This window comes from Mesorhizobium sp. M1D.F.Ca.ET.043.01.1.1 (assembly GCF_003952385.1).
Classification (GTDB): domain Bacteria; phylum Pseudomonadota; class Alphaproteobacteria; order Rhizobiales; family Rhizobiaceae; genus Mesorhizobium.
This window is the reverse complement of record NZ_CP034444.1, coordinates 6,642,305-6,664,047: the sequence shown is the minus strand read 5'-3', so window position 1 is coordinate 6,664,047 and position 21,743 is coordinate 6,642,305. Positions and strand designations below refer to the sequence as shown.

The 21,743-nt window shown below is 64.7% G+C and carries 21 protein-coding genes; 12 read left to right on the top strand and 9 right to left on the bottom strand.

What is annotated here, in order from left to right:
- Positions 1-100: 100 nt before the first annotated feature.
- Positions 101-1,381 (bottom strand): urea ABC transporter substrate-binding protein, encoded by a 1,281-nt coding sequence (gene urtA / locus EJ067_RS32045; protein ID WP_245468364.1) that lies wholly within the window; start codon positions 1,379-1,381, stop codon positions 101-103.
- A 336-nt stretch (positions 1,382-1,717) separates the two neighbouring features.
- Between urtA and EJ067_RS32040 the strand changes: the two genes are divergently transcribed.
- The 3 genes from EJ067_RS32040 to EJ067_RS35580 all read left to right on the top strand — a co-directional run bounded on the left by EJ067_RS32040 (position 1,718) and on the right by EJ067_RS35580 (position 4,612).
- Positions 1,718-2,104, top strand: coding sequence for a hypothetical protein (locus tag EJ067_RS32040; protein WP_126089080.1), 387 nt, complete (start codon positions 1,718-1,720; stop codon positions 2,102-2,104).
- 111 nt (positions 2,105-2,215) lie between these two features.
- Positions 2,216-4,129, top strand: a complete 1,914-nt coding sequence (locus tag EJ067_RS32035; RefSeq protein WP_126089079.1) for a PhoX family phosphatase — start codon at positions 2,216-2,218, stop codon at positions 4,127-4,129.
- Between the two features lie 198 nt (positions 4,130-4,327).
- A complete protein-coding gene (locus EJ067_RS35580) occupies positions 4,328-4,612 on the top strand; it encodes a ribbon-helix-helix domain-containing protein (RefSeq protein ID WP_126089824.1) in 285 nt (94 codons plus the stop codon).
- Here the strand turns inward: EJ067_RS35580 and EJ067_RS32025 are convergent.
- Positions 4,609-5,316: a purine-nucleoside phosphorylase gene (locus EJ067_RS32025; RefSeq protein ID WP_126089078.1), complete on the bottom strand. Its 708-nt coding sequence runs from the start codon at positions 5,314-5,316 to the stop codon at positions 4,609-4,611. The two genes, EJ067_RS35580 and EJ067_RS32025, sit on opposite strands and share 4 nt — an antisense overlap.
- A gap of 76 nt (positions 5,317-5,392) precedes the next feature.
- The gene (locus EJ067_RS32020) at positions 5,393-7,972 is read right to left on the bottom strand and encodes a PAS domain-containing sensor histidine kinase (protein WP_126089077.1); all 2,580 of its coding nucleotides are present in this window, start codon (positions 7,970-7,972) and stop codon (positions 5,393-5,395) included.
- Positions 7,973-8,182: 210 nt separating this feature from the next.
- On the opposite strand from EJ067_RS32020, the gene EJ067_RS32015 reads away from it, so the two are divergent.
- The gene (locus EJ067_RS32015; protein WP_126089076.1) at positions 8,183-8,899 is read left to right on the top strand and encodes a flagellar biosynthetic protein FliO; all 717 of its coding nucleotides are present in this window, start codon (positions 8,183-8,185) and stop codon (positions 8,897-8,899) included.
- An 84-nt stretch (positions 8,900-8,983) separates the two neighbouring features.
- Here the strand turns inward: EJ067_RS32015 and dksA are convergent, their stop codons facing one another.
- Complete coding sequence (gene dksA / locus EJ067_RS32010) at positions 8,984-9,400, bottom strand: RNA polymerase-binding protein DksA (RefSeq protein ID WP_059185643.1); 417 nt, start codon at positions 9,398-9,400, stop codon at positions 8,984-8,986.
- A gap of 254 nt (positions 9,401-9,654) precedes the next feature.
- Between dksA and EJ067_RS32005 the strand changes: the two genes are divergently transcribed.
- The 4 genes from EJ067_RS32005 (at position 9,655) to EJ067_RS31990 (ending at position 13,433) form a co-directional block, all read left to right on the top strand.
- Complete coding sequence (locus EJ067_RS32005; RefSeq protein WP_126089075.1) at positions 9,655-10,158, top strand: histidine phosphatase family protein; 504 nt, start codon at positions 9,655-9,657, stop codon at positions 10,156-10,158.
- A 62-nt stretch (positions 10,159-10,220) separates the two neighbouring features.
- Positions 10,221-11,693, top strand: coding sequence for a YcjX family protein (locus EJ067_RS32000; RefSeq protein ID WP_126089074.1), 1,473 nt, complete (start codon positions 10,221-10,223; stop codon positions 11,691-11,693).
- Positions 11,690-12,772 carry a TIGR01620 family protein gene (locus EJ067_RS31995; protein ID WP_126089073.1) on the top strand — a complete coding sequence of 361 codons (1,083 nt, stop codon included), beginning with the start codon at positions 11,690-11,692 and terminating at the stop codon, positions 12,770-12,772. The genes EJ067_RS32000 and EJ067_RS31995 overlap by 4 nt, the downstream gene beginning before the upstream one ends.
- Positions 12,773-12,911: 139 nt before the next feature.
- Entirely contained in the window at positions 12,912-13,433 is a 522-nt protein-coding gene (locus EJ067_RS31990) for a hypothetical protein (protein WP_245468362.1), read from the top strand.
- Positions 13,434-13,504: 71 nt separating this feature from the next.
- On the opposite strand, the gene EJ067_RS31985 is transcribed toward EJ067_RS31990, so the two are convergent.
- Positions 13,505-13,771, bottom strand: coding sequence for a hypothetical protein (locus EJ067_RS31985; protein ID WP_126089071.1), 267 nt, complete (start codon positions 13,769-13,771; stop codon positions 13,505-13,507).
- Positions 13,772-14,034: 263 nt separating this feature from the next.
- On the opposite strand from EJ067_RS31985, the gene EJ067_RS31980 reads away from it, so the two are divergent.
- Positions 14,035-15,870 (top strand): monovalent cation:proton antiporter-2 (CPA2) family protein, encoded by a 1,836-nt coding sequence (locus EJ067_RS31980; protein ID WP_126089070.1) that lies wholly within the window; start codon positions 14,035-14,037, stop codon positions 15,868-15,870.
- A 10-nt stretch (positions 15,871-15,880) separates the two neighbouring features.
- Positions 15,881-16,429: a DUF924 family protein gene (locus EJ067_RS31975; protein ID WP_126089069.1), complete on the top strand. Its 549-nt coding sequence runs from the start codon at positions 15,881-15,883 to the stop codon at positions 16,427-16,429.
- 105 nt (positions 16,430-16,534) lie between these two features.
- Here the strand turns inward: EJ067_RS31975 and folK are convergent, their stop codons facing one another.
- From folK to folP, 3 genes are read right to left on the bottom strand one after another with little or no spacing between them, the layout of a single operon-like run.
- The gene (folK, locus tag EJ067_RS31970) at positions 16,535-17,056 is read right to left on the bottom strand and encodes a 2-amino-4-hydroxy-6-hydroxymethyldihydropteridine diphosphokinase (protein WP_126089068.1); all 522 of its coding nucleotides are present in this window, start codon (positions 17,054-17,056) and stop codon (positions 16,535-16,537) included.
- Positions 17,040-17,399 carry a dihydroneopterin aldolase gene (gene folB / locus EJ067_RS31965; protein ID WP_126089067.1) on the bottom strand — a complete coding sequence of 120 codons (360 nt, stop codon included), beginning with the start codon at positions 17,397-17,399 and terminating at the stop codon, positions 17,040-17,042. Before folB ends, folK begins: the two co-directional genes overlap by 17 nt.
- 2 nt (positions 17,400-17,401) lie before the next feature.
- Positions 17,402-18,256 (bottom strand): dihydropteroate synthase, encoded by an 855-nt coding sequence (gene folP / locus EJ067_RS31960; protein ID WP_126089066.1) that lies wholly within the window; start codon positions 18,254-18,256, stop codon positions 17,402-17,404.
- 84 nt (positions 18,257-18,340) lie between these two features.
- Between folP and EJ067_RS31955 the strand changes: the two genes are divergently transcribed.
- Together EJ067_RS31955 and EJ067_RS31950 are read left to right on the top strand one after the other, a co-directional pair.
- Positions 18,341-18,961: a DUF922 domain-containing protein gene (locus tag EJ067_RS31955; protein WP_126089065.1), complete on the top strand. Its 621-nt coding sequence runs from the start codon at positions 18,341-18,343 to the stop codon at positions 18,959-18,961.
- A gap of 222 nt (positions 18,962-19,183) precedes the next feature.
- Positions 19,184-20,671 carry an MDR family MFS transporter gene (locus EJ067_RS31950; RefSeq protein ID WP_126089064.1) on the top strand — a complete coding sequence of 496 codons (1,488 nt, stop codon included), beginning with the start codon at positions 19,184-19,186 and terminating at the stop codon, positions 20,669-20,671.
- Between the two features lie 5 nt (positions 20,672-20,676).
- Here the strand turns inward: EJ067_RS31950 and EJ067_RS31945 are convergent, their stop codons facing one another.
- Entirely contained in the window at positions 20,677-21,708 is a 1,032-nt protein-coding gene (locus EJ067_RS31945) for an NAD(P)/FAD-dependent oxidoreductase (RefSeq protein ID WP_126089063.1), read from the bottom strand.
- Positions 21,709-21,743: the final 35 nt, after the last annotated feature.

The following is a 21,743-nucleotide window of genomic DNA, read 5'->3' as shown; positions in this document are numbered from 1 at the left end:
ACCCGGGCGGACCGAAAGGCCGCCCGGGCTGCGGTCTCGGATCGTGGGGCCACTCCGCGATCCGACAGACCTGGGGTCACGGACCAAGTCCGGACCGGGATCAGTTGGTGCCCTTGCCGCCGCACTTGCCGGTGGCGACATTGAAGTTGCCGCAGGACAGAGGCGCGCGCCAATCCGAGATCAGGTTCTTGGAGTCGGGCAGGTAGTCGGACCATTCGTCGCCCATCACCAGGCCCGGCGTCTGCGACACGGTCTCGAACTGGCCGTCGGCCTGGATCTCGCCGATCAGCACCGGCTTGGTGATGTGATGGTTCGGCATCATGGTCGAATAGCCGCCGGTGAGATTCGGCACCGATACGCCGACCATGGCGTCGATGACCTTGTCCGGATCGGTGGTGCCGGCCTTCTCGACCGCCTTCACCCACATGTTGAAGCCGATGTAATGGGCTTCCATCGGGTCGTTGGTGGTGCGCTTGTCGTTCTTGATGAACTTGTGCCAGTCGTCGATGAACTTCTTGTTCTCGGGCGTGTCGATGCTCTCGAAGTAATTCCAGGCGGCGAGATGGCCGACCAGCGGACCGGTGTCGAGACCGGCCAGTTCTTCCTCGCCGACCGAGAACGCCATGACCGGAATGTCCTCGGCCTTGATGCCCTGGTTGCCGAGTTCCTTGTAGAACGGCACGTTGGCGTCGCCATTGACGGTCGACACGACAGCGGTCTTCTTGCCGGCCGAGCCGAACTTCTTGATCGCCGAAACCTCGGTCTGCCAGTCGGAGAAGCCGAACGGCGTGTAGTTGACCATGATGTCCTCGGCCGGCACGCCCTTCGATTTCAGATAGGCTTCGAGGATCTTGTTGGTGGTGCGCGGATAGACATAGTCGGTGCCTTCGAGCACCCAGCGCTTCACCGAGCCGCCATCGGCGCTCATCAGATAGTCGACGGCCGGAATGGCCTGCTGGTTCGGCGCGGCGCCGGTGTAGAAGACGTTGCGCTCGCTTTCCTCGCCCTCATACTGGACCGGGTAGAACAGGATGTTGTCGAGCTCCGAGAAGACCGGCAGCACCGACTTGCGCGACACCGAGGTCCAGCAGCCGAACACCGCCGCCACCTTGTCCTTGGAGATCAGCTCGCGCGCCTTTTCGGCGAACAGCGGCCAGTTGGACGCCGGATCGACGACGACCGCCTCGAGCTTCTTGCCGAGTAGGCCGCCCTTGGCGTTCTGCTCCTCGATCAGCATCAGCATGACGTCCTTCAGCGTCGTCTCCGAAATCGCCATCGTCCCCGACAGCGAATGGAGGATGCCGACCTTGATCGTGTCGTCGGCCGCCTTGGCGGGAGCCGACATCGACAGGCCGGCAGCGACTACGCCGGCCGAAAACATTTTTGTTATTGTCGAGAAATTACCCCTCATGTTCCACGCTCCCAAGCTGGTTGTTTTGCATCGCAACATAGCGGTGCAAGCGACGTGCCAAACGCGGGATCATGGTAAGGTTAGGCGCGATAGACGAATAGTTACAGTTGGTTATCGGATAGCCGTCGCACGTATCGGATCCCTGGGATGGATCAGGACTGAGAAAACTTTGCGCACGACTGCCTAAATTTTGCCCAAATGGTAAAAATGCCTAAACTTTAATCTCAGCTACGATGCCGCAATCCGCGAACGGGTTGCGAGACGGCGGCAAAATGGGGCAAGGTCGCCGCGCAAACGAGCGACGTCATGGCCTTACGCATCATCCTGAGCTTCCTGCTTCTCGTCTCCGCCGCCGGCAGCGCCCGCGCCGACTTCACCGACGGCAGGCTGCCCGACGGGACCTATCACTGCGAGGTCTACCTGCTCGGCCTGTTCTTCAATCTCGGCGACATCACCATCAAGGGCAATGTCTATAGCGGCCCGGTGACCTTCGGCACCGCGGCAACCTACAACTACCAGATGAATCCCAATGGCGAGATCAGCTGGCTCGGACCGCTCGGCGGCTACACCAGCGGCGGCAACTCGATCTCGATGACGCAGGCGACGCTCGACGGCCCGGGCAGCCCGTCCTTCGACATCATCATGAAGCAGCCCGACGGCGCCTTCACGGCGTCGACCTGCACTAAGGGATAGCGGCGGCCCGCCCGCTTCTCCATCGCAACACGCTCTCTCATGTCATGCGGCTGTTGCCGAAGCGGCTTAGGCAGCGCCTGTCGTCAACATCCACCTTGAGAGGCAGACACGATGGCCAATTCTCCGTCTTCACCCTCCCCTGTTATCCGCGACGTCATTGCCGCGCGCGTCTCGCGCCGCAACATGCTGAAAGGCGGCCTCACCTCCGGCGCGCTGATCGCAGGCGGCAGCTTCGTCGGCTCCTTGTTTGCCGGCGAAACACATGCCGCCGCCGCTCAATCCACCCTTGGTTTTCCCGAGCTGAAGCGGGTCTATGACAAGACGCACGCAGCGGCCGAAGGTTATGAGACCACCATCGTCGCCCGTTGGGGCGATCCGCTTGCGGCGGGCCTGGCCGACTTCGACGGCAACAAGGTCGCCGCCGACGAGCAGGAAAAGCGTTTTGGCTACAATTGCGACTACATCGCCTTCATGCCGCTGCCCAAGGGTGAGGTGAACTCCGACCATGGCCTGCTCTGCGTCAACAACGAGTACATTTCACCGAACGTGATGTTCCCGGGGATGACCGAGGACGACGCCGGCAAGGCAATGACTAGGGAACAGGTCGATCTCGGCCTCGCCGCCATGGGCCATTCGATCGTCGAGGTGATGCTGAAGGACGGCAAGTGGCAGACCATCGAGAACAGCCCGCTCAACCGCCGCATCACAGCCAACACCGAGATGACCGTCTCCGGCCCGGCCGCCGGCCATGCCCTCATGCGGACCTCCGCCGATGCGACCGGCCTGAAGGTCCTCGGCACCAGCTACAATTGCAGCGGCGGCGTTACCCCCTGGGGCACCGTGCTGACATGCGAGGAAGGCGTTTCAGACCTCTTCGGCGGCGACCCGAAGGAGGCGCCGACCGCCGATATCCTCGACCGCTACGGCTTTGACGGCTCCGACGTCTACGGCCGCGGCCGCTTCCACGACCGCTTCAACATCGACAAGGAGCCCAACGAAACCAACCGCTTCGACTGGGTGGTCGAGATCAACCCGTACGATCCGCAGTCGAAGCCGGTGAAGCGCACCGCGCTCGGCCGCATGTCGCATGAAGCCTCGACGGTCGTGCGCAACAAGGACGGCCGCATCGTCGTCTACATGGGCGACGACGACTATTTCGAATACATGTACCGCTTCGTCTCGGCCAAGCCCTACGACGCGGCGAACCCGGCTTCCGGCAAGGACCTCCTCGACGACGGCGTGCTCTCGGTGGCGCGGTTCGATGCCGACGGCTCGATGACGTGGCTGCCGCTGGTGCACGGCCAGGGCAAGCTCACCGCCGAGAACGGTTTTGCGGACCAGGCCGAGGTGCTGCTGAAGACCCGCCTTGCCGCCGACGCCCTCGGCGCGACGCCGATGGACCGGCCGGAAGATATTGAAACCAACCCGGTCACCGGCCGCGTCTATGCCGTCATGACCAAGAACAAGAAGCGCGACGAATCCAAGGTGAACCCGGCCAACACGCGGCCGGAAAACCTCTGGGGCCACATCGTCGAACTGATCCCGCCCGGCGGCCGCGGCGCCGACGCCGACCATACCGCCGACAAATATGCCTGGGACCTGTTCGTGCTCTGCGGCAATCCCAAGGACGCCAAGGTCGGCGCGACCTTCCATCCCGACACCTCGGACAACAGCTGGTTCGTCTGCCCCGACAACATCGCCTTCGATCCGGCCGGCCGGTTGTGGGTTGCGACCGACGGCGCCAACGACTTCGACCTGCCGGACGGTATCTATGGTGTCGACACCGAGGGTGCGGCGCGCGGCTTGCCGAAGTTGCTGTTTACCTGCCCGCACGGCGCCGAGGCGACCGGCCCCTGCTTCACGCCCGACGGCACGACGCTGTTCCTGTCGGTCCAGCATCCGGCCGAGGACGCCGAGACGCTCGATAAGGTGCAGACGCTGTGGCCCGACTTCAAGGACGGCCAGCCGCCGCGCCCGTCGGTCGTCGCCATCCGCCGCAAGGACGGCCAGCCGGTCGGTGCCTGAGGCGACCGCGCGCCTGCATAAACAAGGCGCGGAACCTGATCGAGTTTCCGCGCCAGCAGGCAGCCGGAAGGTGGAACTAGAGCAATTCCAGGAAAAGTGTGAGCGGTTTTCCGTCCGGAATTGCGTAAAAACAAGGAGATAGGGCGTTTCGCCGTTTCCGTGAAACGGTGAAACGCACTAGATGCCTTTCGCCGATATCTGGGCGGCTATGCAGTCGGCCCGGCGCATGGCCGGCGACACGATCGTCAGTGTCGGGTTTTTGGCGCCGCCGGTGGTGAACTGGCCGCCGTCAGAGACGAGATCGCCGAAAGCCAGGGCCTGACGACACCCAAATTCATCTCGACCCTCTGTGACGAGGCGATCGAGATCAACGGCCAGATCGCCAATTTCGTTTCGATGCTTCGCACGACCTGCGCGCTCTATCTGCGCGGCCACCGGCCGGCGGCGCAAGAACAGGCGGCACTGAAACAGGTGGCAGCCTAGCTCTCAACCGCCACTTCGAGCGCCAGGCGCGTCATGTCGGTGAACAGCGCCTGGCGTTCGGAATAATCGGTCTGCTCGCCCGTGGCGACGTGGTCGACCACCGTCAGCAGCGACAAGGCGCGCGCACCGAACCGCGCCGAGATGCGGTAGAGCGCGCTGGTCTCCATATCGACTGCCAGCGCGCCGAGCGCCCTGGGCTCGTCGAACCGGGCACGGCCATCGGGATGATGGAAGACGTCGCTGCAGACCGTGAGCCCGGCGCTGCAGGCGATGCCGAGATCAGCGGCCCGCCGCAGCGCCAGCGCGTGAAGCGCCTCATCGGGCCCCGCCGGCTGGTAAAGTCCGAACACCTGCCCGCTGATGGCCCCTTCGGCGCGTACGGCACTGGAAATGACCAGGCCCCGCAGCGGAACGCTCTCCGACAGCCCGCCACATGTTCCGGTGCGGATCAGCGTCCTCACGCCGTGATAATCCAGCAGCTCATGGGCATAGATCAGGAAGGACGAGACACCGATTCCGGTCGCATGGATGCTGACCGGCTTGCCGCGGAACCGGCCGGTGAATCCAAGCGCGCCACGGCGGCGATTGACGCAGCGCGGCGCCTCGAGAAAAGTTTCCGCCATCCATTCAGCGCGCTCGGGATCACCCGGCAGCAGCACCGTTTCGGCGTAGTCTCCCCTGCCCGCCTCGATGTGCGGCGTCACGCGCTATCACCCCCATGATCGGACCCATCGATCTCCATCATGGCAGGGTCGCAGCAATGTGCAAGCGATAGCTGTTTTAGGATTCCAGCACGTCCTTGACGATCGTCGCCAGCTGCTTGAGCGAGAAGGGCTTGGGCAGGAAGCCGAAATGCGCGTCGGCCGGCAGGTTTTTGGCGAACGCGTCCTCGGCATAGCCGGAAACGAAGACGAACTTGATGTCCGACTGCCGCTTGCGCAGCTCGCCGAGCAGCGTCGGGCCGTCCATCTCGGGCATCACCACGTCGGACACGACGATGTCGACCTTGCCGCCGAGGGCCTCGAAGACCTCCAGCGCCTCGACCCCGGAAGACGCTTCGTGCACCGTGTAGCCGCGCGAGGTCAACGCCCTGACGCCACCCATGCGAACGGCATCCTCGTCCTCGACCAGAAGCACTGTTGCGGAGCCGGACAGGTCTTTTGCGTTGTCGACCGGCTTGGCGGGCACCGAAGCCGCTGCCGTCTCGCCTGCCTCGACAACCTTCTTTGCCTCCGCGACATGGCGCGGCAGGAAGATGCGGAACACCGTTCCCTTGCCGACTTCGGAATCGCAATAGATGAAGCCGCCCGTCTGCTTGATGATGCCATAGACCATCGAGAGGCCAAGGCCTGTACCCTTGCCGACCTCCTTGGTGGTGAAGAAGGGCTCGAAGATCTTCTTCAGCACGTCCGGCGCGATGCCGCTGCCGGTGTCCTCGACCTCGACCAGCACATAGTCGGCCGGCGCAAGCTCGCGATAGGCGAAGGACTTGCACTCCTCCGTGGCGACGTTGCGGGTGCGCACGGTAAGGTCGCCGCCGGCGGGCATCGCGTCGCGCGCGTTGACGGCGAGATTGACCACCACCTGCTCGAACTGGCCGATGTCGACCTTGACCGGCCACAGATCGCGGCCGTGGTCGATCTTCAGCCTGATGTCGTTGCCGACCAGGCGGGCAAGCAGCATCCGCAGATCGGCGAGCACATCGGTCAGGTTGAGCACTTCCGGCCGCAGCGTCTGCTTGCGCGAGAAGGCGAGCAATTGCCGAACCAGCGACGCCGCGCGGTTGGCGTTCTGCTTGATGTTCATGATGTCGGGGAAGGACGGGTCCGACGGCCGGTGGTTGGTGAGCAGAAGGTCCGACGCCATGATGATGGCGGTGAGCACGTTGTTGAAGTCGTGCGCGATGCCGCCCGCGAGCTGGCCGACCGCCTGCATCTTCTGGCTCTGCGCCATCTGGCCCTCGAGCGCCTTCTGCTCGGTGGTCTCGACGGCGTAGACGATGGCCGACTCCTCCACTCCCTCGCCGCCGGCGCCGTCCGCGACCGCGTTGACGTAGAAGCGGATGTGGCGCTCCTCATTGCCGGGCAGCAGCGAGTCGATCGGCTCGATATTGGCCTGCCGCTGCCGCGCCCTTTCGAAGGCGGCGGCGAAGGCCGACCGGTCGCGCTCATGCACGACGGTCTCGAAGCGCACGCGCCGGTCGACCGCGTCGCGGTCGACGACGGACGAAAACAGCGACAGGAACGGCGCGTTGGTGCGCAGGATGCGCCCGCCGGGATCGACGCCGGCAATCGCCATCGGCGTCGAGTTGAAGAAGCGGGTGAAGCGGACCTCCGAGGCGCGCAGGTCCGCGGAAGCGTCCTCGCCCTGGGTGCGGTTGAGAACGATGGTGCGCGTCGGCCCGTTCACGCCTTCGCGGCTCGCCGAAACGCGGTGCATGAAGCGGACCGGCAGCGCCTGGCCGCTCATTGTCGTGAGATCGAGGTCGATGACGGCATTGCGCGTGGTGCCGGGATCCGCCTTGACCGAGCGGACGAGCGCCATGCCGTCGCCGGCGACGATCTCCGGCAGCGTGACCGCGCCCGGAGTGAAGCTGGCAAGGTCGATGCCCAGCCATTCGGCAAGCGTGGCGTTGATATAGGTGACGCGGCCTTCCTGGTCGGCCGAGAAGAAGCCGGCCGGCGCGTGGTCGAGATGGTCGATCGCCTTTTGCAGGTCGAGGAAGAAGCGCTCCTGCTCCGCCCGCTCCTGCGAGATGTCGGCGATCTGCCAGGCAAGCATCGGCAGCCGCTGGCCCGGCACGTTGAAGGCGCGGGCCCGGGTGCGATACCAGCGCGCGCCGGGCTCGGCCCCGGGCTTGATCGACTGCGCCAGGCGGAATTCACCGTCGCCGGGCTGGCCGTCGCGCAGGCCGGACGCCAGCCGGTAGATGGTCATCGAGGCCTCGGGAACATCGGAAAGCAGCCCCTCGACCGTCTTGAGGTCCGCCGCCGAAGCGGCGCCCGTCATGTCGGCATAGGCCCGGTTGGCGTAGATGACGCGGCCCTTGGTGTCGGTGACCAGGAGACCTTGCGACATCGAATCGACGAAGGCTTTGGACAGTTCGTCGCCGGTCGAACGCGGGGCGATCTGCACGAAGCCGATCGCCGTCGCGAACAGAAAGCCGACGCCGATCATGGCGAGCACGCCCAGCATGCCGAGCAGGAACGGATCGCCGAGACGCTCGCGGAACAGCCCGAAGACGACCGCGGCGCCGGTCAAAACGACGATGAAGACGATGAGCCTTGCGACGGCGCCCGGACGCGTGTTTTGGTCGACGATCGGTACCGGATAGAAATCGCCGCGCGTTTCCTTGGCCATGTGCCCCCTGCTCGTGATTCCGATGCCCCGACACCCGCGAACGGCCGGTTGAATCACATTCTCCTGTAGCGGAAAAGGCCCCGGCGGCAAATGTCCGATAAAATCAACGAATCATGTTTCAAACTGTTCACGATGCGTGATGCGAACTTGCGGTCGCTAGTCCCAACGGTCTAGTGTCGCCTCACCTCAGGAAGGCGATTGGGTGCACCGATGCTGCAGTGGCTGGATAGCGTGGCGGGTCCGGGTTATGTCGCAGCAATCCTGTGGACGTTTGCAGCCCTTGTCCTGCTGGTCGTCGTCCTCCTCGTCATCAAGGTCGTCCGCAACCTGACTTTCGGCACCTTCGTTGCCGGCGGCAGGAACCGCAAGACGCGGCTCGCCGTCATGGACGCCACCGCCGTCGACAGCCACCGCCGCCTGGTGCTGGTGCGACGCGACGATATCGAACACCTGATCCTTATCGGCGGCCCGACGGACGTCGTGGTCGAACGCGACATCAGGCTGGTGGCGCCCCGCCGCCCGGCGCTGACCGGCGACAGCGGCCAGCAGCAGGCCGCCACGCCGCGCCCGCGGGCGCCGCAGCCCGCGCCGGCGCCGGCAAGGCAATCTCCGGCGCCTGCGCCTGCTCCGGTCACAGAGCCCACGGCGCGGCCGCGCACGGTGACCTCCGCGCCCAAGCCGGTCGCCCCCAGTCAGCCGACCGCGAAAGTCATGCCGCTCCCTGCCTATGGAACGCCGAATGGCAGTGTCCGACACGCCCCGCCACCGCCCTCCAACGACTCGATCGACGATACGCTGATGAACGAACTCGAGGCATCGCTGGAGGAGTCGCATCCCAAACCGGCGATCAGCAAGCCGGCGGCAAAACCTTCGCTCGACGACGAGATGACCAAGCTTCTCGGCGAGTTGGCCAGCCACAAACGTTGACTGGGCCTCGACCGGCTCTAAACCTATGGTCGGAAAAGAAAATGGCCGGGAAACCCGGCCATTTTTCAATTCATGCGATCCGCATCAATCGTCGCGGTAGACCTTCTCGCGGCGCTCGTGGCGCTCCTGCGCCTCGATCGACAGCGTCGCGATGGGGCGGGCGTCGAGCCGCTTCAGCGCGATCGGCTCGCCTGTTTCCTCGCAATAGCCGTAGGTGCCTTCGTCGATGCGCTGCAGCGCCGAATCGATTTTCGAGATGAGTTTGCGCTGGCGATCGCGGGCGCGCAGTTCGATGGCACGGTCGGTTTCGGAAGAGGCGCGGTCGGCCAGGTCGGGATGGTTGGCGTTTTCTTGCTGGAGGATTTCGAGGGTTTCACGCGCTTCGCGAAGGATATCGTTCTTCCATGTGATAAGCTTCATGCGGAAGTAAGATTTCTGCCGTTCGTTCATGAACGGCTCGTCTTCGGAGGGTACGTAATCGGCGGTAACGATGTCGTTCATTCGACTCACCCAACAACCCCAAATTTGGCGCCTATATATTCGCGGACAAGGGGCTGCACAAGCGTAAACGGCAACAGTTTCACGCAATTGTTAGTCTCGCGGCGGCAGACATTCGCAACAGCCTCTTCTCAACGGCCAGTGTCGAATTCATCAGCGAATCGGCGCGGTTGCACGTCGTCGACCATTGTGCACGACGCCGTTCTGGTGACTAATCGCCAAAACGCTCAGCGCATTCAGCACAAAGGGGGAGCCGGTTGAGCAGACTTTATCTGTTGAGGCATGCCAAGGCCGGATGGGCGCTGCCGGGCGTGCGCGACTTCGATCGTCCGCTCGACGAATCCGGCATGGCCGATGCCGAGGCGATGGGCGATGCCATGCGGACCCGCGACTACGTGCCGGACGTCACGCTCTGCTCCAACGCCAAGCGGGCGCGGCAGACGCTGGAAGCGATTGCGGCCCGCACCGACACCGGCCGGGTGCTGTTCTTCGACACGCTCTACAGCGAGGATGCCGCCGGCTACCTCGACATCATCCGCAAGAATGGCGGGGCCGGCTCGTTGCTGGTCATCGGCCACAATCCGATGACGGAGGACCTCGCCATGGCGGTGTCGGGCGATGGCGACGAGGCCGCGCGCGGCATGCTCAACCACGGTTTTCCCACCTCCGGCCTCGCCGTCGTGCGTTTTCCCGGCAATCTCGGTGAAGCAGGTCAGGGCAACGGCTATCTCGAGGCCTTTCTCACTCCCGCCGATCTCTGACACCATTTCAAACGCCTCGCCCAAGGCCTATATCGGGCCCGACGGACGACCCAGAGGCAAATTTGGCATCATCGCTGACCACTTTCACCGACGAGGCAAGGATTGCGCTCGACACGTTGTCGGGCCGGGCCGTGGGGCTCTTCTCTCCATCGCTGCGCCTGGGCGTCACCGGTCTTTCCCGCGCTGGCAAGACGGTGTTCATATCCGCTCTCGTGCACAACCTTATCCATGGCGGGCGGCTGCCGCTGTTCGAGGCGCAGAAATCGGGCCGCATCGCCCGCGCCTTCCTCGAGGAGCAGCCGGACGACGCCGTCCCGCGCTTTCAGTACGAGGACCATGTCGCGGCCCTGGTCGACGACCGCGCCTGGCCGGATTCGACGCGCGCCATTTCCGAGCTGCGGCTGACCATCGAATACGAGTCGGCCTCCGGCTGGAACCGCCTGTTTTCGGCTGGGAAGCTGTCGGTCGACATCGTCGACTATCCGGGCGAATGGCTGCTTGATTTGCCGCTGCTTGGCAAATCCTTCGCCGATTTCTCGCGCGAGGCCGTCGAACTGGCGTCTCTGCCCGTGCGCTCCGACCTGTCGCAGGACTGGCTGGCGCAGGCCGCCAAGATCGATCCGGACGCCGACGCCGACGAAATGACCGCGCGTCGTCTCGCCGAGAGCTTCGCCGCCTATCTCAGGGCCTGCAAGCTCGACGAACGCGCGCTGTCGACCCTGCCGCCCGGCCGTTTCCTGATGCCGGGCGATCTCGAAGGCTCGCCGGCGCTGACCTTTGCGCCGCTGATGAGGCTGTCGGATCGACGCCCCCGTTCCGGATCGCTGCAAGCGATGATGGAGCGCCGCTACGAGGCCTACAAGACGCATGTCGTGAAACCGTTCTTTCGCGAGCATATCACCCGCCTGGACCGGCAGATCGTGCTGATCGACGCCATGCAGGCGCTCAACGCCGGCCCGGCCGCCATGGCCGATCTGGAGCGGGCCGTCACCGAGATCCTCTCCTGTTTCCGGCCCGGGCGCGGCAACATCGTCACCGACCTGTTTTCCAGACGCATCGACCGCATCCTGGTGGCGGCGACCAAGGCCGACCAACTGCACCATGAAAGCCATGACCGGCTGCAGGCGATCGTGCGCAGGCTGGCCGATCGGGCCGTCGCGCGGGCGAATTTCAGCGGCGCCGATGTCGATGTGGCAGCCATGGCGGCGGTGCGCTCGACCCGCGAAGGCACGGTCAAACAAGGCCGCGAAACGCTGCCGGTGATCATCGGCACGCCATTGAAAGGCGAGAAGATCAACGGCGAGACATTCGACGGCAAAGCCGAAACAGCCATATTTCCCGGTGACTTGCCGGAGAAAGCCGATGCCGTGTTCGACCATTCCGGGCCGCAGCCTGAAGACACCGAACCGGCGATCCGCTTCGTGCGTTTCCGCCCGCCGAAGCTCGAGCGGACGGCCGAAGGCGTCACGCTGTCCTTGCCGCATATCCGGCTCGACCGCGCGCTGCAGTTCCTGATCGGAGATCATCTGGCATGACCGCGCCCCGCAAACCGGCAGCCTTCCGCATCGAGCCGGAGGCAACGCCAAGGCGGGAGCCGCCGCATAAGCATGGTGCGGATGAACAGCCCGTGCGTAAGCCACGCGCCGCCAGGTCCGACGTCGCCGTCGTCATTCCTTCCGAGATCGACGTCTTCGACGAGCCGGACATCGAGCAGGCCGCGCCGCCGCCGGCGACCGCCCCAAGGAGACGCTCGCTGCTGGCACGCCTGTTTTTCGGCGCTTTCGGGGTGCTTGTCTCGCTTGCGATCGGCCTGTGGACGGACCAGCTCATCCGCGACCTCTTCGCGCGCGCCGAATGGTTGGGCTGGCTGGCGGCCGGCGTGGCGGCGATCGCGCTTTTGTCGCTGCTCGTCATCCTCATCCGCGAATTCCTAGCCGTAGCGCGCCTCGCCGAAGTCGAGAAGCTGCAGCGGCTGGCCCTGGATGCGGTGGCGCGCGACGACCCCAAGGCCGCGCGCGCCCTGGTCGATGAGCTTTCCACCTTTGTCGCCGCCAAACCGGAGACCGCGGCCGGCCGCCGCGCGCTCGCCGAACTGCGCGGCGAAATCATCGACGGCGGCAACCTCGTGCGGCTTGCCGAGACCGAGATCCTGTCGCCGCTCGATGCCCGCGCCAAGACGATGATCCTGGAGGCCGCAAAGCGCGTCTCGCTGGTGACGGCGGTCAGCCCGCGCGCGCTTGTCGACGTCGCCTATGTCGTGTTCGAGGCAGGCAGGCTGATCCGGCGCCTGTCGGAACTCTATGGCGGCCGTCCCGGCACACTGGGCTTCTTCCGGCTGGCGCGCGGTGTGCTCGCCCATCTGGCGGTGACCGGCTCGATCGCCGTCGGCGACAGTTTCGTGCAGCAGATCGTCGGCCACGGCCTCGCGGCGAAGCTCTCGGCAAAGCTTGGCGAAGGCGTGGTCAACGGCATGATGACCGCGCGCATCGGCATCGCGGCGATGGAGACGACGCGCCCGCTGCCTTTCATCGCGGCAAAGCGACCGGGACTAGGCGATTTCCTCTCGGCATTGACCTCGTTCGCGACCCGCAAGGAGGGCCAAAGCGAGCAATAAGGCAGAGAAGTAAGGTAAATGCAGAAACGGCCGCCAGTGACGAAGCATTAACCAATCTTCTTCATGGTCACTCTGGTTCCAACAGCAGACTCGTTCGTGCCGGGTGTCGTCGATGAAAAGCGTAATCTTGTCCTGCGTCATGACCGCTGCGGTCGCCGCGCCGCTCGGCCTTGCCGAAAGGGCCTTTGGAGCAGAGCCCGACAAGCAGTTTTTCCGTTCGGTCGAAGGCAAATGGGTGGGCCCCGGCGAAATCATCGCCGGCAAATACAAGGGCACGAAATTCACCTGTAATTTCAACGGCTCCACGCCGGACGGCAAGGTCGGCATGACACTTGACGGCGACTGCCGGGTCGGCGTCTTCACCCAGAAGATGTCCGCGACCGTCGAACGCCGGGGTCGGGATGGCTACAAGGGCAACTTCATGGGCGGTTCGACCGGCAACGGGATGGACATCGTCGGCGGCAATGTCGTCGATCCCCAGAAGGTCGTTTTCACCATCAACCGCAATCAGTTGAACGGCGTCATGCAGGCGCGCGTCCCCGACGACAATTCGATGACCGTGACGGTCGCCGTGCGGGTCAACAAGCAACTGGTGCCGGTCATCGGCATGAGCCTGAAGCGGATCGACACGGTCGAGGTCGGTTCCATCGCGAAAAACTGAGCAAACGCGCTCAGCCAGGCAAACAAAAGGCGGCAGCCTATGGCCACCGCCTTCTTTCGTTTTGACTTCGCTCAACCCTTGATGGCGGCGGTCACTTCGTCATAAGCCTTGCAGGCTTCGTCAAGCGTCGTGGCGTTCTGATATTTCGTCGTCACGGCCTGCACCTTGGCCGTCAGATCGGCCGCCTTGGTCGGATCCTTGGTGATTGCTTCCTGAAGCGCGGCGGTCATGTCCTGCGCCTTCTTGGTTGCCATCTCCTGCGTGCACTCCGGCCCCTTGGAGCACGCCGAGGCGGCCAGCGCCGCAACACCGACGGCAACGAGCAAAAACTTCCTCATGTCAGTCATCTCCTCAAAAAAGGCAGCGGCCCATCGCCGCTGCCTTCCAATGGCCGAAGCCGACCGTGCCTTAACCGCTGATTGTGGGATCACGCAACGACCAGCTCTCGTAAACTTGTGTAACGAGGCTGCAACAGGAGTTTGCCGCCAGGCTCCTCGTCTGTTTCCCGCCTAAGGTCCGTGCTCTTCCCGTCATGCTCGTCGCCCTTGCCTCTCGGTCCTCCTGCATGCAAGGAGTGCTCCGAGACAACGGGAAGACAGGAATGGCGGCTGAGGCATCGGGCAGCGATCTCGTACAGGTGGTGGCGCTGCTTGCTGCCGGCGTGGTCGCGGTGCCGATCTTCAAGCGCATGGGGCTGGGCTCCATCCTCGGCTACCTCGCTGCTGGCGTGGTGATCGGGCCGTTCGGCCTGCGTGTCTTTTCCGAATCGGAAGCCATCCTCCACGTCGCCGAGCTCGGCGTCGTCATGTTCCTGTTCATCATCGGCCTCGAAATGCAGCCGTCGCGGCTCTGGGGCCTGCGCCGCGAAATCTTCGGGCTCGGCGCGCTGCAGGTCGGCGTCTGCGCGGTTCTCTTGACGCTTGTGGGCCTGGCCGGAGGCTTTCCGATCGCGCAGTCCTTCGTCGCCGGCGCCGGCTTCGTGCTGACCTCGACGGCGATCGTCATGCAATTGCTCGAGGAGCGCGGCGAGATCGCCACGCCCAAGGGTCAACGCATCGTCTCGATCCTTCTCCTCGAAGATCTGATGATCGTGCCGCTTCTGGCCCTGGTTGCTTTCCTGGCGCCGGGCGGCGCGGAGACCAGCCTGTCCGAGCGGCTGACCGAGGTCGGCATCGGCATCGCGGCGATCGTCGGGCTGGTGGTGGCGGGGCGTTATCTGCTCAACCCGCTGTTCCGCATCCTCGCCGATGCCCGCGCCCGTGAGGTGATGACCGCCGCTGCACTGCTGGTCGTTCTGGGATCGGCTTTGGCCATGCAGCTTTCCGGCCTGTCGATGGCGATGGGCGCTTTCCTCGCCGGCGTGCTGCTCTCCGAATCGACCTTCCGCCACCAGCTCGAAGCCGACATCGAGCCGTTCCGCGGCATCCTGCTAGGCCTGTTCTTCCTCGCCGTCGGCATGTCTCTCGATCTCGGCGTCGTCGCCCAGAACTGGCGCCTCGTCGCGATCTACGTCGTCGCCTACATGATCATGAAGGGGCTCGGCATCTACATCGTCGCGCGCATGCTCAAGAGCGGCCACCGCGAGGCGCTGGAACGAGCGGTCTTCATGGCGCAGGGCGGCGAATTCGCTTTCGTGCTCTATTCCTCGGCGACCGCGGTCGGCATCATCGACGGCCGCGCCAACGCCACGCTGACCGCCATCATCATCATCTCCATGGTGCTGACGCCCCTCGCCATCGTGGCGCTGCGCTATCTCACGCCGCGCGACGAGCAGTCGCTTGAAGGCGTCGACATCGCCGACGGGCTGACAGGCAGCGTGCTGATCATCGGCTTCGGCCGCTTCGGCCAGATCGCCAGCCAGCCGCTGCTTTTGCGCGGCCTCGACGTCTCGATCATCGACAACGAGGTCGAAATGATCCAGGCGGCGGCCGATTTCGGCTTCAAGGTCTATTACGGCGACGGCACGCGGCTCGACATCCTGCATGCGGCCGGCGCCGGCCGGGCGCGCGCCGTGCTGATCTGCGTTGACAAGCCAGACGCGGCAGTGCGCATAGCGCAGCTGATCAAGGCCGAATTCCCGCTGGTCACCATCCTGGCGCGGGCCTTCGACCGCGGCACCGCGCTGCAGCTTGTGCGCGCAGGCGTCGACTATCAATTGCGCGAGACCTTCGAATCGGCGCTTGTGTTCGGCGGCTCGGCGCTGGAAGCGCTGGGCGTCGACCCGGAAGAGGTCGCCGAGGTCATCGAGGATGTCCGCCGCCGCGACGAAGCCCGCTTTGAAACGCAATTGGCCGAGGGCGTGCGCGCCGGCCAGCGCTTCCTCAAAGGCAATATCGGCACGCCGATCCCGACGCCGCTTACCCAGCCGCGCCGTGCCGGCCGGGCGCTGAACGAAGAGACGGCCGGCGTGCTGAACAAGGCCGAAACGCAGAGCTGAAAGGCAACGCATGGCAGAACTCGATCCGCGAGCGCTTTCCGTCACCAGATTCTGGCGCGATGCCGGCGAGGACGCCTGGTTCGAGAAGAGCGACGCCTTCGACGCCGATTTCCGCAGCCGCTTCCTGGAGCTGCACCATGCCGCCGCCAGGCGTGAATGCGACGACTGGAACGCCCATGCCGAGGGATCGCTGGCGCTGATGATCCTGCTCGACCAATTCCCGCGCAACTGCTTTCGCGGCACCGGGCACATGTATGCCACCGATTCGCTGGCCAGGCACTTCGCGGACAAAGCGATTGCCGCAGGTCACGATCTGGCGCTCGACGAAATCGTGCGCGTCTTCCTCTACCTTCCGTTCGAGCATTCGGAATCGCTTGGCGATCAGAAGCGGGGGGTGGATCTGATCGCCGCCAGGGCGCCGGACGATCTCAAATACGCCAAGGAGCACCTGGAAATCATCGAGCGCTTTGGCCGCTTTCCGCACCGAAACAAGATGCTCGGTCGCGAAACCACACCCCAGGAACAGGCATTTCTCGACGGCGGCGGTTTCTCCGGCTGATCAGTTTCAGAGTTAAGGCATGTTTCCCGAAAGTGGTCCCGCTTTCGGGACAAGGACATGCGCAAAATCAAACTCTAAAGCGCATGGAGCGAATCTGAAAGATCGCTACGCGCTTTGATTGAGCCACCACTCGCGGCCGGACGGCAGCCGTTCGATCCCCGATGCATCCACGGCGCCGAGCCGCTCCGACACGCTTTTGCCGCCGACCGCAAGGTCGGGCGCGATCTCGGCCAGCGGCGCCAGCACGAAGGCCCGTTCCAGCATGCGGGGGTGCGGCACCTCGAGCCCGGTCTCGTGGATCACACGGTCGCTGAAAACCAGGATGTCGATGTCGATCAGGCGCGGCCCCCAGCGCTCCTCGCGCACCCGCTTCAGGCGCCTTTCGACGTCGAGGCAAAGATCGAGCAGCGCGCGCGGCGACAGCGCCGTTTCGATCGCGGCCGCGGCGTTGAGGAAATCCGGCTGGTCGAGCTTGCCCCAGGGCGGCGTGCGGTAGAGCGAGGAGACGGCGGTGACGCGTGTCCTGTCGTCGCCGTCCAGCATGCGCAATGCCGCGACCATGGATTTCGCCGGATCGCCGAGATTGCCGCCGAGACTGAGATAGACGGCGTTATTGGGGCCAGACAACGGTCACCTCGACATGATCGAGCACGCCCGGCACCGGGGCGTTCGGCTTGCGCACCGTGATCTCGGCCTTCCTGATCTGCGGAAACCGCGCGGCAAGCGCCTTCGCCACTTCCAGCGCCAGCGCCTCGATCAGGAAGCGGCGGTGTCCGGTGATGATCTTCTCGATGACCGCGAAGGCGATGCCATAGTTGACGGTGTCCTCGATGGAGTCCTCCTCCAGCGGGCGGCTGGGCTCGACGGTCAGCTCGGCATCGACATAGAACCGCTGGCCAAGCGTCTCCTCCTCGTCCAGCACGCCGTGCCGGGCAAAGAAGGCGCAGTTCTTCATGCGGATGACATACATGGTCAGCGTCCGGGCGGAAGGTCGTTTTCGCGTGCCAGCATAGCATCGGCCACCGCCAGCGCATCCACGTTGATTGCGACATCATGGACGCGAAAAAGATCGGCTCCCTTCAGCCGCAGGATGACGCTGGTGGCCGCGGTGCCGGCCGCGCGCTCGGCCGGCTCGCGTCCGGTGACGCCGCCGATGAAACGCTTTCGCGACGTCCCCGCCATCAGCGGAAAGCCGAGCGCCTGAAGCTCCGAGAACCGCGCCATCAGGTCGAGGTTTTCCTCAGTCGTTTCCTTGGCGAAACCGAAGCCGGGGTCGAGCACGATCTGTCCATCGGAAACATTCCTGGCGCGCGCGATCTCCAGCGATTTGCGCAGGAACAGGAACTGGTCCTCGATCACATCAGGCAGCTTCTGCCGCTCGCGGCCGGTATGCATGATGATCAGCCCGGCGCCCGTCTCGGCGGCAACCCGCGCGATGCCGGGCTCGCGCTGCAGTCCCCAGACATCGTTGACGATATGCGCTCCGGCGGCAACGGCTCGCCGCGCGGTATCCTCGCGATAGGTGTCGACCGAGATCAGCGCCTCGCCCGATGCCGCAAGCGCCTCGATGACCGGCAGCACCCGCGCCTGCTCTTCCTCGGCGCTGATCGGAGCAAAGCCTGGCCGCGTCGATTCCCCGCCGACATCGATGACGGCCGCGCCCTCTTCCGCCATGCGACGCGCCTGGGCTATCGCCTTCTCCGGCGCGATGAACAGACCGCCGTCGGAAAAACTGTCCGGCGTGACGTTGAGGATGCCGACCACGACTGCCTTGGGGCCGAGGTCGAGATGGCGTCCATGCGCGAGCTGCCACCGCCTTGTCGTCATTGTCCATCAACCATGCGTGATCCGCGCGAAATCAATTCCGTTGCGCTGGCAAGGCCCGTAAAGCAAGGTGCAAGAAGAGGCAACATGATGAACCGCTCCCTGCTCTGTGTCCTGATGCTGACTTTCGCCGCCATGCCGGCCGGCGCAGCCAATCTGGTCAAGTCCTACAGCTATTTCAGCGTCGGCGGCCGCACGCTGGACGACATCGAAAAGCAGCTGACGAAGAACGGCCCTGAAGTGAAGAGCACCGGCTCCAGGCACCCAGGCGCCACGCAGATGGCTTTCACCACCCGGGTCAGCTACGCGCAGACGGCGGATTCCTGCCGGATCGCGAACGCGCAGGTCACTGTGAAAGTCAAGGTGATCCTCCCGGAATGGCGGCGTCCGCGCAAGGCCGAGCCGGAGGTCAGGCTGTTCTGGGACACGCTGTCGGCCGACATCAAGCGCCACGAGGAGCGCCACGTCGAGATCGCCAAGAACCATGCACGCGAACTCGAGGACGCGCTGAAGGCGACGTATCCGCAAAAGACCTGCGAAGCCGCGAAGGCGAAGGCCGCCGAGATTTCCGCCGCCGTCCTCGCCAAGCACGATCGCGCCCAGGTTCAGTTCGACCGTGTCGAAGGCGTCAACTTCGAGAGCCGGATCATCCGGCTTCTGCGCTACCGGATGCAGCGCATCCAAAGCGGCAAGTTGCCGCCGGCTTGACCATTCGGAGCGGCGGTGCCGGCGAAAGCCAATCCCGCCGAAACATGGTGCCAGCTTCGAAAAACTTTCGAGCGGTGGTCGAAAACGGCCTATACCGAACGACATATATCGGGTTCTCCGTCTGGCTGACCTTGCCAACACACGACACGAACGACAGGCGGATAACGCCCCCGCGTCGACTGCTTCTCGCCGGCGGCGCACCAGACCTTGAAAGAATGACGCATGGACCAGACCGTCGACAATCGCACGACGATGGCGACATCCGCCTCGCCGCCGATCAGCGAGAGCGAGAAGAACGCCATCATCGGCGGCGTGCTGCTGTCGATGCTTTTGGCGGCGCTTGACCAGACCATCGTCGCGCCTGCCTTGCCGACCATAGCGCGTGCGCTCGGCCACGCCGAATATCTGCCCTGGATCGTGGCCGGCTACCTGCTGACGGGGACCGCGATGGCGCCGCTCTACGGCAAGATTTCCGACGTCTACGGCCGCCGGCCGGTGATCTATGCCGCCATCCTGATCTTCCTTCTGGGATCGCTGGTCAGCGCGCTTGCCCCCAGCATGCTGGTGCTGGTCATCGGACGGGCGATCCAGGGCGCGGGCGGCGGCGGTCTGTTCGCGCTGGCGCAAACCGTCATCGGCGACCTCGTGCCGCCGCGCGAACGGGCGCGCTACGCCGCATGGATAGCCGGCACCTGGGCCGTCGCCAGTGTCGCCGGTCCGCTGCTTGGCGGTGTCTTCGCCGAGCACCTGCACTGGTCGCTGATCTTCTGGATCAACCTGCCGATCGGCTTCCTGGCGATGGCGATCATCAACAACCCGCTGAAGAAGCTGCCGATCGCGGCCAAGCATCACCGCATCGACGGGCTGGGCGCGGTGCTTCTGGTGGTCGCCACGGCGCTGCTGCTCCTGGCGCTCAACTGGGGCGGCAGCACCTATCCATGGTTCTCGCCGGAAATCCTCGGCCTGGTGGCCTGCTCGGCCGTGTTCTGGGTGTTGTTCGCGCTGCGGCTGGTGAGGGCCGCCGAGCCGCTCATCTCGCTCGAAGTGCTGGGCAATCGAATCGTGCTCGCCGGCACACTGTCGTTGTTCCTCCTGCAGGCGGCAAACATCGGCGCGTCCGTATATCTGCCGGTCTATCTGCAGTCGGTCGTCGGGCTCTCGGTCAGCGAGTCCGGCACTGCCATGCTGGGTCTCCTGCTCGGCACCGTCGCCGGCGCCACCTTCAGCGGCCGCATGATCCCGCGCTTCGTCCACTACAAGCGCATCGCCATGGTCGGCCTCATTTTGGCGATCGTCTGCATCAGCGTGCTCAGCGCCATTGCGGGACACGCCTCGCTGCTCGAAGTCGAAATCCTGACGACCCTCATCGGCCTGGGCAGCGGCACGACCTATCCGGTCAGCACCGTCTCGGTCCAGAATGCGGTCGATCGCGCCCATCTCGGCGTCGCGACCGGCGTCCTGACCTTCCTGCGTTCGCTGGGCGGCGCGCTGGGCGTCGCCATGCTCGGCGCCGTCGCGCTCGGCTATGGCCTGCCTTTAGCCGCGGAGGCCTCGCAAGCGCATCTCGAGCTGCCCTCGGCGATGCCGTTCGTGATGATCTTCCTCGCTGCCGGCATCACGCTCGTCCTGGCATTGATCGCGCTGGCGCTGATGCCGGAAAAGCCGCTGCGCGGCAAGGAGGTGGACGCCGCGCCCGTGCTCGCCGAATGATGACGTTAGTCGTGGACGCCGAGCTTCCTCTGTAGGCTGGTCGACGAGGTCGTGTACTGGAAGACGATGCGCTCGCCGGGGCTGACGATGCGTTTTGCCGCCTGCGCCATCAGGGCGACTTCATGGAAGCCCGACAGGATCAGCTTGAGCTTGCCGGGATACCAGTTGATGTCGCCGATGGCGAAGATACCGGGCACCGAAGTCTGAAACTTCTCGGTGTCGACCGGGATCAGGTTCTCATGCAGGTTCAGCCCCCATTCGGCGATCGGCCCGAGTTTCATGGTGAGGCCGAAGAACGGCAGCATGCGCGTGCAAGGCACCTCGACATCGCCATCCGGGCCGCCCTTGATGGTCGCTGACGAAAGCTGGCCACCGGCGCCGGCGAGGCCGCTCACCTGACCGACCAGAAACTTCAGCTCTTTCATCTCCTGCATGGCGTACATCCTGTTGACGCTGTCGGGCGCTGCCCGGAACTCCGGCCGCCGGTGGACGAGCGTCACGCTTTTGGCGATCGGCTGCAGGTTGAGCGTCCAGTCGAGCGCCGAATCGCCGCCGCCGACGATGACGAGGTCGTGCCCGCGGAAATCCTCCATGCGCCGGACCGAATAGAAGACGCTCTTGCCTTCATAGTCCTCGACGCCCGGGATGGGCGGGCGCTTGGGCTGGAACGAACCGCCGCCGGCGGCGACCACCACCACCTTGGCCTCGAACACCTCGCCTTCGTCGGTGGTGACGCGAAAGGTGCCGTCCTCGAGCTTTTCGAGGCTGGAAACCATCCGGTTGAAGGTGAAATCCGGCTTGAACGGGTGGATCTGCTCCATGAGCTTGTCGACCAGCCCCTGCGCCGTGATCATCGGCCAGCCGGGAATGTCATAGATCGGCTTTTCCGGATAGAGCTCGGCGCATTGTCCGCCGGGACGGTCGAGGATGTCGATGAGATGGCACTTCATGTCGAAGAGGCCGAGCTCGAACACGGCGAACAGGCCGACCGGCCCTGCCCCGACAATAAGTACGTCCGTCTTGATAGTGTCCGTCATCAGCTCCGCCCCGTTTTGGGAAAACCGCGGGACAG

What these genes read in the sequence shown, in the direction of transcription:
- EJ067_RS31955 (WP_126089065.1), top strand. Translation starts at nt 18,341, where the DNA reads ATGATGAACCGCTCCCTGCTCTGTGTCCTGATGCTGACTTTCGCCGCC.
- EJ067_RS31985 (WP_126089071.1), bottom strand. Translation starts at nt 13,771, where the DNA reads ATGAGGAAGTTTTTGCTCGTTGCCGTCGGTGTTGCGGCGCTGGCCGCC.
- EJ067_RS31950 (WP_126089064.1), top strand. Translation starts at nt 19,184, where the DNA reads ATGGACCAGACCGTCGACAATCGCACGACGATGGCGACATCCGCCTCG.
- folB (WP_126089067.1), bottom strand. Translation starts at nt 17,399, where the DNA reads ATGTATGTCATCCGCATGAAGAACTGCGCCTTCTTTGCCCGGCACGGC.
- urtA (WP_245468364.1), bottom strand. Translation starts at nt 1,381, where the DNA reads ATGTTTTCGGCCGGCGTAGTCGCTGCCGGCCTGTCGATGTCGGCTCCC.
- EJ067_RS31975 (WP_126089069.1), top strand. Translation starts at nt 15,881, where the DNA reads ATGGCAGAACTCGATCCGCGAGCGCTTTCCGTCACCAGATTCTGGCGC.
- EJ067_RS32035 (WP_126089079.1), top strand. Translation starts at nt 2,216, where the DNA reads ATGGCCAATTCTCCGTCTTCACCCTCCCCTGTTATCCGCGACGTCATT.
- EJ067_RS31945 (WP_126089063.1), bottom strand. Translation starts at nt 21,708, where the DNA reads ATGACGGACACTATCAAGACGGACGTACTTATTGTCGGGGCAGGGCCG.
- EJ067_RS32015 (WP_126089076.1), top strand. Translation starts at nt 8,183, where the DNA reads ATGCTGCAGTGGCTGGATAGCGTGGCGGGTCCGGGTTATGTCGCAGCA.
- EJ067_RS32020 (WP_126089077.1), bottom strand. Translation starts at nt 7,972, where the DNA reads ATGGCCAAGGAAACGCGCGGCGATTTCTATCCGGTACCGATCGTCGAC.
- EJ067_RS32040 (WP_126089080.1), top strand. Translation starts at nt 1,718, where the DNA reads ATGGCCTTACGCATCATCCTGAGCTTCCTGCTTCTCGTCTCCGCCGCC.
- dksA (WP_059185643.1), bottom strand. Translation starts at nt 9,400, where the DNA reads ATGAACGACATCGTTACCGCCGATTACGTACCCTCCGAAGACGAGCCG.
- folP (WP_126089066.1), bottom strand. Translation starts at nt 18,256, where the DNA reads ATGACGACAAGGCGGTGGCAGCTCGCGCATGGACGCCATCTCGACCTC.
- EJ067_RS31980 (WP_126089070.1), top strand. Translation starts at nt 14,035, where the DNA reads ATGGCGGCTGAGGCATCGGGCAGCGATCTCGTACAGGTGGTGGCGCTG.
- EJ067_RS31990 (WP_245468362.1), top strand. Translation starts at nt 12,912, where the DNA reads ATGACCGCTGCGGTCGCCGCGCCGCTCGGCCTTGCCGAAAGGGCCTTT.
- EJ067_RS31995 (WP_126089073.1), top strand. Translation starts at nt 11,690, where the DNA reads ATGACCGCGCCCCGCAAACCGGCAGCCTTCCGCATCGAGCCGGAGGCA.